Annotated in this window: 10 protein-coding genes; 6 read left to right on the top strand and 4 right to left on the bottom strand. The window is 67.7% G+C overall.

The genetic code is table 11. The annotated features are described in order from the left end of the window. Positions 1 to 112 precede the first annotated feature (112 nt). Together KGA65_RS07360 and KGA65_RS07365 are read right to left on the bottom strand one after the other, a co-directional pair. Complete coding sequence (locus tag KGA65_RS07360; protein ID WP_225862491.1) at positions 113 to 736, bottom strand: response regulator transcription factor; 624 nt, start codon at positions 734 to 736, stop codon at positions 113 to 115. Next, positions 733 to 3306, bottom strand: a complete 2574-nt coding sequence (locus KGA65_RS07365; protein WP_225862492.1) for a PAS domain-containing sensor histidine kinase — start codon at positions 3304 to 3306, stop codon at positions 733 to 735. The genes KGA65_RS07360 and KGA65_RS07365 overlap by 4 nt, the downstream gene beginning before the upstream one ends. Before the next feature lie 229 nt (positions 3307 to 3535). On the opposite strand from KGA65_RS07365, the gene aceE reads away from it, so the two are divergent. From aceE to KGA65_RS07385, 4 genes are all read left to right on the top strand, one after another. Further along, a complete protein-coding gene (gene aceE / locus KGA65_RS07370; RefSeq protein WP_225862493.1) occupies positions 3536 to 6253 on the top strand; it encodes a pyruvate dehydrogenase (acetyl-transferring), homodimeric type in 2718 nt (905 codons plus the stop codon). Between the two features lie 21 nt (positions 6254 to 6274). Further along, positions 6275 to 7927: a dihydrolipoyllysine-residue acetyltransferase gene (gene aceF, locus KGA65_RS07375; protein WP_225862494.1), complete on the top strand. Its 1653-nt coding sequence runs from the start codon at positions 6275 to 6277 to the stop codon at positions 7925 to 7927. A 13-nt stretch (positions 7928 to 7940) separates the two neighbouring features. Beyond that, a complete protein-coding gene (gene lpdA, locus KGA65_RS07380) occupies positions 7941 to 9761 on the top strand; it encodes a dihydrolipoyl dehydrogenase (protein WP_225862495.1) in 1821 nt (606 codons plus the stop codon). Positions 9762 to 9888: 127 nt separating this feature from the next. Next, positions 9889 to 11787: an EAL domain-containing protein gene (locus KGA65_RS07385; protein ID WP_225862496.1), complete on the top strand. Its 1899-nt coding sequence runs from the start codon at positions 9889 to 9891 to the stop codon at positions 11785 to 11787. Positions 11788 to 11805: 18 nt separating this feature from the next. Here KGA65_RS07385 and KGA65_RS07390 read toward each other — a convergent pair whose 3' ends face one another. Then, entirely contained in the window at positions 11806 to 12351 is a 546-nt protein-coding gene (locus KGA65_RS07390; protein ID WP_225862497.1) for an NUDIX hydrolase, read from the bottom strand. 69 nt (positions 12352 to 12420) lie between these two features. Here KGA65_RS07390 and maiA point away from each other — a divergent pair, with 69 nt between their 5' ends. Beyond that, complete coding sequence (gene maiA, locus KGA65_RS07395; protein WP_225862498.1) at positions 12421 to 13053, top strand: maleylacetoacetate isomerase; 633 nt, start codon at positions 12421 to 12423, stop codon at positions 13051 to 13053. Further along, positions 13043 to 13828, top strand: a complete 786-nt coding sequence (pgeF, locus tag KGA65_RS07400; protein WP_225862499.1) for a peptidoglycan editing factor PgeF — start codon at positions 13043 to 13045, stop codon at positions 13826 to 13828. The genes maiA and pgeF overlap by 11 nt, the downstream gene beginning before the upstream one ends. On the opposite strand, the gene KGA65_RS07405 is transcribed toward pgeF, so the two are convergent. Continuing rightward, positions 13760 to 14032, bottom strand: coding sequence for a hypothetical protein (locus KGA65_RS07405; protein ID WP_225862500.1), 273 nt, complete (start codon positions 14030 to 14032; stop codon positions 13760 to 13762). The genes pgeF and KGA65_RS07405 overlap by 69 nt on opposite strands. Positions 14033 to 14123: the final 91 nt, after the last annotated feature.

Raw genomic sequence — 14123 nt, forward strand, 5'->3', positions numbered from 1 at the left:
GCGGTTCTCTTTCAAGTCTGGGAAGGATCGGGTGCAGGGCGGTTCGAAAACGGCGGTCCGAAAATGGGAAAGGGGCCTCGAAGGCCCCATGTTCCCGATGCGGCCTGTGGACTCAGGCCTTGTGTGTGGCGCCCAGGGCGATCTTGAGCAGATCGGCCACGGTGTTCGCATTGAGTTTTTCCATGATGTTGGCCCGGTGGGCCTCCACCGTCTTGATGCTGATGCCCAGGTCGTCGGCGATCTGCTTGTTCAGGCGGCCGGCGACGATGCGTTCCAGCACCTGGGCTTCGCGGGTGGTCAGGCGCGACAACAAGGCGTCTCGGCTGGCCTGCTCCTGGTGCTGCGAGAAGGCTTGGCGAGCCAGGTCCAGCATGCGCTCGACCAGGGCGACCAGTTCCTCTTCCTTGAAGGGCTTCTCGATGAAATCCATCGCGCCCTTCTTCATCGTGTTCACGGCCATCGGCACGTCGCCGTGGCCGGTGATGAACACGACCGGCAGCGGGCTCTTGCGCTCCAGCAGGCGGTCCTGCAGGTCCAGGCCGCTCATGCCCTCCATCCGGATGTCGGTGATCAGGCAGGCCACCTCGCGGGGGTCAAAGCGCGAGAGAAAGGACTCGGCGGACTCGAAGCACTTGACGCGGTAGTCCTTGCCTTCCAGCAGCCATTGCAAGGAATCACGAACGGCCTCGTCATCGTCCACGACGTAGACAGTACCCTTTTTTGGAATCAGGCTCATGGTGCAGCGGCGTGAGGGTTGGACGCAGAAACGGCGGACGACACCCGGGGTGCCGGCAGACGCTCCGCAGGGGGAGTCTGATCGACCGGCAAGGTGAAGGCGAACCTGCACCCGGTCACGGTCGATCCATTGTAGAGGTTCTCGGCTCGCATCCGGCCCTGGTGCGACTCGATGATCGAGCGGCACAAGGACAGGCCGATACCGAGGCCCTCGGCCTTGGTGGAGAAGAAGGCTTCGAACAGGCGCGAGATCACGTCCTCGCGCATGCCCGGGCCGGCATCGGTGACGGAGAACTCGATGACGTGGCCTTCGTCGGTGGATTGCCGGGGCACCACCTGCAGCTCGATGTGGCGCCGCTCGGTGGGCATGTCGGCGGTGTCGATGGCCTCGGCCGCGTTCTTCAGCAGGTTCATCAGCACCTGCTCGATCAGGATCGGATCGACCCGCAGCAGTGGCAGGCGCTGGGCCACATAGGTGTGGATCGAGACCTTGCGGCGGCGCAGCTCGATGCCGGCCAGCTCCACCGCGTCCTCGACGATGTCCTGCGCCTTCGCCAGCTGGCGCTGCGGCTCGCTCTTCTTGACGAAGGCCCGGATGCGGTGGATGACCTGGCCGGCCCGTTCGGCCTGCCGAGCCGTCTTCTGCAGCGCGGCCACCAGCTCCTCGGTGGTGATGGCGTTGTTGCGCACCCGGCTGACGATGCCGTTGCAGTAGTTGGTGATGGCCGTCAGCGGCTGGTTGAGCTCGTGGGCCACCGAGGAGGCCATTTCACCCATCGTGACCAGCCGGCTGGTGACCTGGGCCCGCTCAGCCTGTTGCTGCGCCTGTTCCTCGATGCGGCGCCGGGCCGTGATGTCGGTGGCGATCAGCATCTGCGCCAGGCGGCCGTCGGTCCACTGCAGGTAGCGGGTGCGGACATCGAACCACATCTGCAACGATTCGACATACACCTCGCGGGGGTGGGTGCCGATGTCGGTCAGCTCCTGGGTCGGCAGGCCGGACATGGCATCCACGTCGTCTTCCGGCACCTCGGTGTAGCCCGCATCGCCGTTGGCCAGCAGGTCATGACCGCGCGCGTCGGCGCCGAACCAGAGCCGGTAAGAGCGGTTGGCGAACAGCAACTCGCCTTGTTGCACCGACAGCACCGACACCGCCGCATCCAGCCCTTCCAGCACGGTGGTGAAGCGCTCGTGCGAGGCCGAGAGCTGGTCGCGGATGCGCTTGGCCTCGGTGATGTTGGTCATCGAGGTCATCCAGCCGGTCTGCTGGCCGCGCGGGTCGATCAGCGGCGAGACGTACAGCCGGGCGTCGAAGTTCGAGCCATCCTTGCGCTGGACCTTGACCTCGATGCCCCCGGCCGGGCTGCGCCCCTGCAGCTCCTGCTGGAAGATGCGCATGTGCTCGTCCACCCGGTCGCTGGGCCAGTAGGGGAAGGGCGGCAGCATGTCCAGCAGGTCCGACTCGGCATAGCCGGTCATCGCACAGAAGGCCGGGTTGACGTAGGTGACCCGGCCATCCATGTCGGTGGCACGCATGCCGGTGAGCATGGAGTTCTCCATCGCCCGCCGGAAGTTGGTCTCGTTGATCAGCGCGTTCTGGATCTGGGCCCGGCGCCGCATGTGGCGCCAGGTGGCCAGCAGGGTCCAGACCGTCAGGGCCGACAGCGCCACCACCATCCAGAACAAGGTGTTGCCCACCAGCCCGGCCGAGGTCCGATAGCCCTGGCCGCGCAGCACCAGGCCGTTGGCCGCCGGGGTCAGGGGCAGGTCGATGCTCATCGAGGGCGGCGCCTCGCGCCGACCGGGCAGGTTGGTGACGGTGCTGACCAGGGGGCTGAAGTCCGCGCCCAGGATGCTGATCGGGTGCCGCCCGGTGACTTCGGCCGGTACCACGCTGCGCAACAAGGCGTCCAGCCCGTACTCGGCCACCAGCACACCGGCAAAAGCGCCACGGTCGATGATGGGCACCTGGACCTGGAACAGCCACAGGCCGTCCGGGTCCTTGAACGGCCGTGAATAGGCCGGCTGACGGCTGTTGCGGGCCGCATCGAACGCGGCTTCGGCGGCCAGGGGGAGGGGGGCCGCCAGGCCATTGGCGACACTGCCCTGCGTCGCGTCGCCGCTGTCGTCCAACCCGGCCGCGGATTGCAGCGCCTGGGCCGCCTTCAGCTCGCCGTGCGCGTTGCGCCAGGCCAGTGAGCGGACATCCGGGCGGGCCTGCAGAAAGCTGGCCGCCTGGTTCACGAACTGATCGGGGGTGATCGCCCGGGTAGCCACCTCGCGTGCAATGCGCAAGAGTTGCTCCTGGTTGTCCACCAGGTGCAGACGGATCTGCTGCTGGGCCACCTCGGTGTCCCGTCGCAGCAGTTCGGCGGCGCGGGTGGTCTCTTCGTTGCGCAGGTACCAGAACGCCACCGTGATGGCGGCCAGGAACAGCAGCACGGAGCTCAGTGGCGCCAGGGTGGCAAGACGGTCCTGGCGCGAAGGAGACAGGCGGCTCCACCAGCGGCGGAGCACCCGGTTCAGGCGCCCCGAAGGCCAGGGAGGAAACGCATCACGGAAAAATTGCATCAACGTGAATTATCAAAGGGGGACCGGGCCTCCCCGGGGTCTCCCGCCGCGATTTGGCCTGGGGTTTTCACCGATTGGAGCGTTGTTTCTTGATCGGCATCGTATCGCATCATGAAATCAACATTCGCCATTTGAAAATTCAAGCGGGCTATGCAACACTCCGCCCGCAATCCGAAACCCCTTCATTGCGGGCCGCTTCCACTTGGCCTGCACAACCCAGGAGACAAGCATGTCCGCTCTGCCCGAATCCTCCATGGGCACCCCGGCCAACGATGCCGACGCCCAGGAGACCCGTGAATGGCTTGATGCCCTGACCGCCGTCATCCAGGCCGAAGGCCGTGAGCGGGGTCACTTCCTTCTGGAGCAGTTGCTGGAGCAGGCGCGCCAGAACAGCATCGACATGCCGTTCTCGGCCACCACGGGCTATGTGAACACGATCGAGCCCGACGAGGAAGCCCGCTCCCCCGGCAATCTGGACCTCGAGGGCCGACTGCGCGCCTACATGCGCTGGAACGCCATGGCCATGGTGGTCAAGGCCAACCGCCTGCACCCTGAGGATGGCGGCGACCTGGGCGGCCACATCTCCTCCTTCGCCTCGCTGGCCCACATGCTGGCCGCCGGCTTCAACCACTTCTGGCACGCCGACGACACCGACCAGGGGGGCCAGCACGGTGGCGATCTGCTCTACATCCAGGGCCACAGCGCGCCGGGCATCTACGCCCGCGCCTTCCTGGAAGGCCGCATCAACGAAGAGCAGTTGCTCAACTTCCGCCAGGAGGTCCACGGCAAGGGCCTGTCGAGCTACCCGCATCCGAAGCTGATGCCCGAGTTCTGGCAGTTCCCGACCGTCTCGATGGGCCTGGGCCCCTTGATGGCCATCTACCAGGCCCGTTTCCTGAAGTACCTGCATGCCCGCGGCATTGCCGACACCTCCGAGCGCAAGGTCTGGGCCTTCCTGGGCGATGGCGAAATGGACGAGCCCGAAAGCCTGGGCGCCATCGGTCTGGCCGCGCGTGAAGGCCTGGACAACCTGATCTTCGTCGTCAACTGCAACCTGCAGCGCCTGGACGGCCCGGTGCGCGGCAACGGCAAGATCATCCAGGAACTTGAGGGCGACTTCCGCGGCTCGGGCTGGAACGTGATCAAGCTGATCTGGGGCAGCAACTGGGATCCGCTGCTGGCGCGCGACAAGGACGGTGCGCTGCGCAAGCTGATGATGGACACGCTGGACGGCGACTACCAGGCCTACAAGGCCAACGACGGTGCCTTCGTCCGCAAGCACTTCTTCGAGCGCGACCCGCGCACGGCCAAGCTGGTCGAGCACATGAGCGACGACGACATCTGGGCGCTGCGCCGCGGCGGCCACGATGCGCAGAAGGTGTATGCCGCCTTCCACCGCGCCTTCCACCACAAGGGGCAACCCTCCGTGCTGCTGGTCAAGACGATCAAGGGCTACGGCATGGGCAAGAGCGGCGAAGGCAAGAACACCGCGCACCAGACCAAGAAGCTGACCGACGAGGACATCAAGTACTTCCGCGACCGCTTCAACATCCCCATTCCCGACAGCGAGCTGGCCAAGATCCCGTTCTACAAGCCGGCCGATGACACGCCGGAGATGCAGTACCTGCACGCCCGCCGCAAGGAACTAGGCGGCTACCTGCCGCACCGCCGCACCAAAGCGACCGAGCAGTTCACCGTGCCGTCGCTGGAGATCTTCAAGGCGGTGCTGGAACCGACGGCCGCCGGGCGCGAGATCTCGACGACCCAGGCCTATGTGCGCTTCCTGACCCAGCTGCTGCGGGATCAGGCCATCGGGCCGCGCGTGGTGCCCATCCTGGTGGACGAGGCCCGCACCTTCGGCATGGAAGGCCTGTTCCGCCAGATTGGCATCTACAACCCCAAGGGCCAGCTCTACACCCCGGTCGACCGTGACCAGGTCATGTACTACAAGGAAGAGGCCAACGGCCAGATCCTGCAGGAAGGCATCAACGAGGCCGGCGGCATGGCCAGCTGGATTGCCGCGGCCACCAGCTACAGCACGAACAACCGGATCATGATCCCGTTCTTCGTGTACTACTCGATGTTCGGCTTCCAGCGCATCGGCGACCTGGCCTGGGCGGCCGGCGACATGCAGGCCCGCGGCTTCCTGCTGGGCGGCACCTCGGGCCGGACCACGCTGAACGGCGAGGGTCTGCAGCACGAGGATGGCCACAGCCACATCCTGGCCGGCACGATCCCCAACTGCGTCAGCTACGACCCGACCTTCGCGCACGAAGTGGCGGTGATCATGCACCATGGCTTGAAGCGCATGGTCGAGAAGCAGGACAACGTCTACTTCTACATCACGCTGCTCAATGAGAACTACGCGATGCCGGGCCTGAAGCCGGGCACCGAAGAGCAGATCATCAAGGGCATGTACCTGCTGGAGGAAGGCGCCAAGAAGACCCCGCGCGTCAACCTGCTGGGCAGCGGCACCATCCTGCGTGAATCGCTGGCCGCCCGCGAACTGCTGGGCGCCGACTGGGGCGTGGCCGCCAACGTCTGGAGCTGCCCGAGCTTCAACGAGCTGGCCCGCGATGGTCAGGACTGCGAGCGCTGGAACCTGCTGCACCCGACCGAGACGCCGAAGGTGCCCTTCGTCACCGAACAGCTCGCGCCGCACGCCGGTCCGGTGGTCGCTTCGACCGACTACATCAAGGCCTATGCCGAGCAGATCCGCGCCTTCATCCCCAAGGGCCGCAGCTACAAGGTGCTGGGAACCGATGGCTTCGGCCGCAGCGATTTCCGCAGCGAACTGCGCAAGCATTTCGAGGTGAACCGCCATTACATCGTGGTGGCCGCGCTGAAGGCGCTGGCCGACGAGGGCACCGTGCCCGCCACGGTGGTGGCCGAGGCCATCGCGAAGTACGGCCTGGACGCCGACAAGATCAACCCGCTGCACGCCTGACGCAGCCACGGAGACACAGACATGGCATTGGTGGAAGTGAAGGTCCCCGACATCGGGGATTTCAAGGACGTCGCCGTGATCGAGGTGCTGGTCAAGCCGGGTGACACCATCCGGGCCGAACAGAGCCTGGTCACCGTCGAGTCGGACAAGGCTTCGATGGAGATCCCGTCCAGCCACGCCGGCGTGGTCAAGGAGATCAAGGTCGGGTTGGGCGACAAGGTCAGCGAAGGCAGCCTGCTGTTGCTGCTGGAAACGGCCGACAGCGCCGCCGTGCCGGCGCCGGCCGCTGCGCCGGCGGTGGCCGCAGCACCGGCGCCCGCACCCGTGGCCGCCGCCCCCGTGGCGGCAGCGGCGGTGTCCGGCCCGGTCGAGGTGCGCGTGCCCGACATCGGCGACTTCAAGGACGTGGCCGTGATCGAGCTGCTGGTCAAGCCGGGCGACACGGTGAAGGCTGAACAGAGCCTGATCACCGTCGAGTCGGACAAGGCCTCGATGGAGATCCCGTCCAGCGCCGCCGGCGTGGTCAAGGAACTGAAGGTGGCCCTGGGTGACAAGATCAACCAGGGCAGCCTGATCGCGGTGCTCGAAGGTGTGGCCACGGCCCCCGCAGCGGCTGTGGCGGCGGCACCGGTGAGCGCCTCTGCGTCAGTCCCGACCGCTGTGCCGGCGGCGGTGGCCACCCCGGCCATGGCCTCGGCCGCCTTGCCGGCCCACATGCCGACGGTAGCCCCCAGTGCGACCTTGCCGCACGCTTCGCCCAGCATCCGCAAGCTGGCCCGCGAGCTGGGGGTGCCGCTGGCCGAGGTGAAGGGCAGTGGCCCCAAGGGCCGCATCACGGTCGAGGACCTGCAGGGCTTCGTCAAGCGCGTGATGGCCGGCCAGATGCAGACGGCGGCCCAGAAGGCCGCGGCGCCGGCGGCAGAGCAGGGCGGTGGCATCCCCGGCCTGTTGCCCTGGCCCAAGGTCGACTTCGCCAAGTTCGGCGAGATCGAGACGGTGGCCCTGTCGCGCATCAAGAAGCTCAGCGGCGCCAACCTGGCACGCAACTGGGTGATGATCCCCGCGGTCACCTACCACGAGGATGCCGACATCACCGGCCTGGAAGCCTTCCGCGTCCAGATCAACAAGGAGAACGAGAAGGCCGGCGGCACCAAGCTGACCATGCTCGCCTTCCTGGTCAAGGCCTGCGTCAAGGCGCTGCAGAAGTTCCCCGAGTTCAACAGCTCGCTGGACGGCGACAACCTGGTCTACAAGAAGTACTTCCACATCGCCTTTGCGGCCGACACGCCCAATGGCCTGGTGGTGCCGGTGATCAAGGACGCCGACAAGAAGAGCGTGATCGAGATCGCCGCCGAATCGGCCGCGCTGGCCAAAAAGGCCCGCGACGGCAAGCTGGGCCCGGCCGACATGCAGGGCGCCTGCTTCACGATCTCCAGCCTGGGCGGTATCGGTGGCACCTATTTCTCGCCGATCATCAACGCGCCCGAGGTGGCCATCCTGGGCGTCAACAAGAGCGTGATGAAGCCGGTCTGGGACGGCAAGGCCTTCCAGCCGCAGCTGACCCTGCCGCTGTCGCTGACCGCCGACCACCGCGTGATCGACGGCGCCCTGGCCACCCGTTTCAACGTCTATCTGGCGCAGTTGCTGGCGGATTTCCGCCGCATCGCCCTCTGAGCGGGAGCACAGCATGGCATTGATCGACGTGCGTGTGCCGGACATCGGCGACTTCAAGGACGTGGCCATCATCGAGTTGCTGGTCAAGCCGGGCGACACGGTGAAGGCCGAGCAGAGCCTGATCACCGTCGAGTCCGACAAGGCCTCGATGGAGATTCCCAGCAGCCACGCCGGGGTGGTCAAGGAACTGAAGGTGGCCCTGGGCGACAAGGTCAGCCAGGGCAGCGTGATCCTGACGCTGGAAGCGGCCGACGCCGCTGTGGCGGCACCGGTGGCGGCCCCCGTGGCAGCAGCACCTGCGGCTGCACCGGCCCCCGCGCCGGTGGCGGCCCCCGTCGCCGCCGGCAGCTATGCCGGCCCGGTGGATTTGAGCTGCGATGTGCTGGTGCTGGGTGGCGGCCCCGGCGGCTACTCGGCTGCCTTCCGCGCTGCCGACCTGGGCCTGAACGTGGTGGTGGTCGAGCGCTATCCGACCCTGGGCGGTGTCTGCCTGAACGTGGGCTGCATCCCCTCCAAGGCGCTGCTGCACGTGGCCGCCGTGATGGACGAGGTCAAGCATCTGGCCGACGCAGGCATCGCCTACGCTGAACCGGCAGTGGACATCGACAAGCTGCGCGGCCACAAGGAGAAGGTGGTCGGCAAGCTCACCGGCGGCCTGGGCGCCATGGCCAAGATGCGCAAGGTCACGATCGTGCGCGGCTACGGCAGCTTCATCGACCCGTACCACCTGCAGGTGGACGAGACCACCGGCCCGGGGCAGGACCGCAGTGGTGGCCGCAAGGTGGTCAAGTTCGGCCACGCCATCATCGCCGCGGGTTCGCAGGCGGTGCGCCTGCCGTTCTTCCCGGCCGATGAGCGCATCGTCGATTCCACCGGCGCGCTGAACCTGAAGGCCGTGCCCAAGAAGATGCTGATCGTCGGCGGCGGCATCATCGGCCTCGAAATGGGCACCGTCTACTCCACCCTGGGCGCCCGCCTGGACGTGGTGGAGATGCTGGACGGCCTGATGCAGGGCGCCGACCGCGACCTGGTCAAGGTGTGGCAGAAGATGAACGCGCCGCGCTTCGACAACATCATGTTGAAGACCAAGACGGTGGGGGCCGAAGCCACGCCCGAAGGCATCAAGGTGAAGTTCGAGGCCGCCGACGGCACGGTCAGCGAGCAGGTCTACGACCTGGTGCTGCAGGCTGTGGGCCGCACGCCCAACGGCAAGAAGATCGGTGCTGAGGCCGCTGGCGTGGCGGTGGGCGAGCGCGGCTTCATCCCGGTGGACGTGCAGCTGCGCACCAACGTGCCGCACATCTTCGCCATCGGCGACGTGGTGGGCCAGCCCATGCTGGCGCACAAGGCGGTGCACGAGGGCCATGTGGCGGCCGAGGTCATCGCCGGCACGGTCAAGGGCGATGCCGCGCTGGCCAAGAGCCAGTTCGATGCCCGCGTGATCCCCAGCGTGGCCTACACCGATCCCGAGGTGGCCTGGGTGGGTCTGACCGAGGACCAGGCCAAGGCCCAGGGCATCCCGGTCAAGAAGGGCCTGTTCCCCTGGACAGCCTCGGGCCGCGCCATCGCCAACGGCCGCGACGAGGGCTTCACCAAGCTGCTGTTCGACGATTCGCCCGAGGCCCATGGCCACGGCCGCATCCTGGGCGGCGGCATCGTCGGCACCCATGCAGGCGACATGATCGGCGAGATCGCGCTGGCCATCGAGATGGGCGCGGACGCGGTGGACATCGGCGCCACCATCCACCCGCACCCCACGCTCGGCGAAAGCCTGGGCATGGCGGCCGAGGTGGCACACGGCAGCTGCACCGACCTGCCGCCGCAGCGCCGCTGATCCCCTTCGACAACGGCCACAGGGGACCCTCGGGTCCCCTTTTTTGTGCCGCCAGCCTGGCGCGGCCCCGCTTTTTCAGGGCTTTCGCGCCAGAGGGCCAGGGTATAAGGGCGGCTGAGGAGAGCCCATGAGTCTGATCCGCCAAATCTGGCTGTTGCTGCTGCTGACCCTGATCCTGGCCTTTGGCAGTGCGTTCGGCCTGTCCGTGTTCTCGGTGCGCGGAAATCTGTCCACCCAGATCAGTCTGAAGAACCAGGACAGCGCCCAGTCGCTGGCCCAGATCCTGGCACAGCAAGGTCAGTTGCCTGCGATGGTGGTGACGCTGGAGCGGCAGTTCGAACTGGGCGCCTACCAGCAGCTGCGTCTGTTGGATGCCCAAGGGCTGCCCGTGCTGGAGCGCGAGGCCCCCCCGGCCACCGATGCGGTGCCCGACTGGTTCGTCCGCTGGGTGGACCTGACGCCCTCGGTGGGAACGGCAACCTTGCATCAGGGGGCCCTCAAGCTCGGCACCCTGGAGGTGCGCAGCAGCACCCAGTTCGCCGTGCGTGAGCTCTGGCAGAGCTGTCGGCGCAGCCTGCTGGCGATGGCGGCCCTGGCCGCGCTGCTGGGCGGGCTGGCGGGGTGGGTGTTGTCCCGCCTGCGGACCCCGCTGGCAGCCACGGTGGCGCAGGCGCATGCGCTGACGGAACGTCGTTTCGTGGTCGTCAGCGAACCGGCCATTCCCGAGTTGCGCCAGCTGACCCGGGCCATGAACCTGATGGTCGACCGGCTCAAAGCCATGTTCGAGGAACAGGCCGGGCAGGTCGAGCACTGGCGCCGGCAGGCCCATGCCGATCCGATGACCGGGGTGTCCAACCGGGCCCACTTCATGACCCGGCTCAAGCTGATGCTGCAGTCCGAGGATGGGGCCAATGGCGGCGCGCTGCTGTTGGTGCGGGTGATGGACCTGCAGGGCCTGAACCGCCGCCTGGGCCGCCAACGCACGGACGAGGTGCTGCGGGAGACGGCTCACACCATCCTGGATTCGGTCGGGGGGCTGAGCACCTTTGAAGTGGGCCGCTTGAATGGCTCGGACTTCGCCATCGTGCTGCCGGATGTGGGCAGCCTGCGGGAACCGGCGATGGACGTGACGGCCCGCCTGCGCAGCCTGTGGCGAGGGCAGACGCCGACGGTCACGGCGGTGGTGGGGGCCGTGCGCTGGTGGCACGGCGCACCGATCTCAGCCTTGCTGGCAGCGGCCGACCATGCACTGGCCTGCGCCGAAGGCCGGGGGCCATTCGCCGTCGAGCTGGACGACAGCGGCGACGGCCTGGCGCTGGGCGAAGATGCCTGGCGCCAGATGCTGCACGCGGCCCTCGAAGGCGGGCAGGCCCGTCTGGCCGAGTTCCCCTTGGTGGACGCCAGCGCGGCCGTGGTGCACCTGGAGTGCCCGCTGCGCCTGCCGCTGAAGGCGGCCGAGGTGCCGGCCCCGGCGTCCGAATGGCTGCCCATGGCCAAGCGCACCCAGCTGACCGCCCAGGTGGACCTCGCGGCGGTGGATCTGGCGCTGCAGGCGATTGACAAGGACCAGATGGCCCGGGCCGTCAACCTCAGCCCGCGCTCCTTGCAGGACAGCGACCTGATGCCGCGCCTGCGAATGCTGCTGGAGCGCCATGCAGCCAGCGCACCGGGGCTGTGGCTGGAAGTGGACGAGCAGGGCGCGCTGAGCCAAATGACCCAGTTGCGTGAACTGGTGGGACTGGCCCATGCCCGGGGGACCCGGGTCGGGCTGGAACATGCCGGTCACCACCTGTCCGATCCCGCGCTGCTGCTGGAGGCCGGGCTGGACTTCGTGAAGCTCGACGCCAGCGTCACCGAGGGCCTGGCCGAGGACGAAGCCCTGGGCCAGCACGCCGAGGCCCTGACCCGCATGCTGCACGGCATCGGGCTGAAGGTCTATGCCGAAGGCGTGGCGCGGGCGGAGGACGCCGCGGCGCTGTGGCAGGCCGGTGTGGACGGCATCACCGGCCCGGTGGCCCGTGCCTGAGGCCCCAGGGGCCGGGGCTCAGGGGATGTCGGCCGAGTGGATCTCGAAACGGCCCGCGCGGCGGTTGTCGAAGTAAAGGCGCAGCGTCTCGCGCACGGTGCGGAAGGCCAGCTCATCCCAGGGCACCTCGTGCTCATGAAACAGCCGTGCCTCCAGGGTCTCGGGGCCGGGGTCCAGATGGGTGTCCAGCATGCGGGCGCGGTAGAACAGATGGACTTGCCCCACGCGCACCACGTTGAGCAGCGTGAACAGGCCTTCCAGGACCACATGGGCGCCGGATTCCTCGACGGTTTCGCGCAAAGCCCCCTCGGCGGTGGTCTCTCCCAGCTCCATGAAGCCGGCCGGCAGGGTCCACAGGCCAAGGCGCGGTTCGATCGCGCGCTTGCACAGCAGCACCTGATCCTGCCAGACGGGGACCGTGCCGACCACGTTGAGCGGATTCTCGTAGTGCACCAGCCCGCAGGCCGTGCAGACCGCGCGGGGGCGGTTGTCGTCGGGGGGGACGCGGTATTCGGTGGGCGCGCCGCAGACGCGGCAGTGGCAGATGGAGCGCACAGGCAGCATGGCTGCAGAGTGTAAGGGGCGGGCGGTGGCATCATGCCCGCACCACACGCTTGTGGAGACGCTCGCCCCATGGAACTCTTCAATTACTACCGATCATCAGCCTCCTACCGCGTCCGGATCGGCCTGGCCCTGAAGGGCCTGGACTACGCCTACCACCCGGTTCATCTGGGCCGGGGGGAGCAGCACGGCGAGTCCTACGCCGCTGTGTCGCCCACCCGCCTGGTGCCCTTGCTGCGCGATGGCGACCACAGCCTGCACCAGTCCCTGGCCATCCTGGAGTACCTGGACGAGACCCACCCCGAGCCGCCCCTGTTGCCCAAGACGCCCGCCGAGCGGGCCCGGGTGCGGGCCTTGGCCATGGACATCGCCTGCGAGATCCACCCGCTCAACAACACCCGGGTGCTGCGCTTCCTGGTGAAGGACCTGGGCTTGTCGGAGGAAGACAAGCTGCGCTGGTACCGGCACTGGGTCGAAAGTGGACTGGCCACCCTGGAGGCCCAGCTGGCCCAGGTGCCGCACCGCTATGCCTGTGGTGAAAAGCCCGGTCTGGTCGACTGCGTGCTGGTGCCGCAAATCTTCAATGCCCGACGCTTCGACTGCCGGCTGGACCACGTGCCCCAGGTGATGCGCGTGTTCGAGGCCTGCATGGCCCTGCCGGCCTTCGACCAAACCCAACCGAAGTACTGTCCCGATGCCGAATGAACTTCATCCCGATTGGTTGGTCGCCAACGGGCTGCCCCCCCAGGTGCGCGGATTGATGGCCACGCGGGCCGGCGGTGTCAGCCTGGGCGCCTGCCAGGGGCTCAACCTGCGTTCGGTTGAGCTGCCGCGGGCCACCGAGGACGATCCGGACCACATCCGTGAGAACCAGCGCCGCTTTGCCCTGGCGATGGCGCCCGCCGCCCCGGTCTATCTGAACCAGGTGCACGGGGCCGACGTGATCCGGCTGCGCCGGGATCAGCTGCCGGCGCCGGGCACCTATCCGGTGGCGGATGCCAGCCTCACCACCGACCGCGGTGTGGCCTGTACCGTGCTGGTGGCCGATTGCCTGCCGGTGCTGCTGGCAGCCCCGGAGGGGCGGGGAGTGGCGGCCGCCCATGCGGGCTGGCGTGGCTTGGCGGGTGGGGTGGTGGACAACACGGTGGCCGCGCTGTGCGCGGCTGCCGATTGCGCGCCGTCGGACCTGTCGGTCTGGCTGGGGGCCTGCATCGGTCCGGATCGCTTCGAGGTCGGCGGCGAGGTGCGCGAGGCCTTCCTGGCCCAGGCCAGCCACACCGAGGATCGCTTTCGCGCCACCGGCACCCCGGGCAAATGGTGGGCCGATCTGCCAGGCCTGGCGCGCGAGCGCCTGCTCCACCTGGGCGTGCAACAGGTCAGTGGCGGACAGTGGTGCACGGTCCGCGATCCATCACGTTTCTTCTCGTTCCGGCGCGATCGGGACACGGGCCGACACGCTGCTGCCATCTGGATCGTCTGAAATGGCCACCGCAGCCTCTGCCGCACGCTGACGGGCCCGGCGGCGCGCAGGGGTGCCCAGGATGTAGAGCACCACGCCCAGGGGCAGCACGCCGTAGAGCAACAAGGTGAACAAGGCGCCAAGCACCGTGCCCTGGCTGGAGGTGGCCTCGGCCAGTGTCATTAGGGCAACGACGAAGGCCCAGGCGATGGCGACGATATACATTCGGGTGGATGGGGAGGAGACGCAGACCGTACGGGCGGACGTATCCTTCATTGTGACCGCGTGACGGAGACCACTGTGGTGAAGAAGAAGG

Origin of the sequence: Ideonella benzenivorans (assembly GCF_020387415.1) — a bacterium.
GTDB lineage: Bacteria > Pseudomonadota > Gammaproteobacteria > Burkholderiales > Burkholderiaceae_C > Ideonella > Ideonella benzenivorans.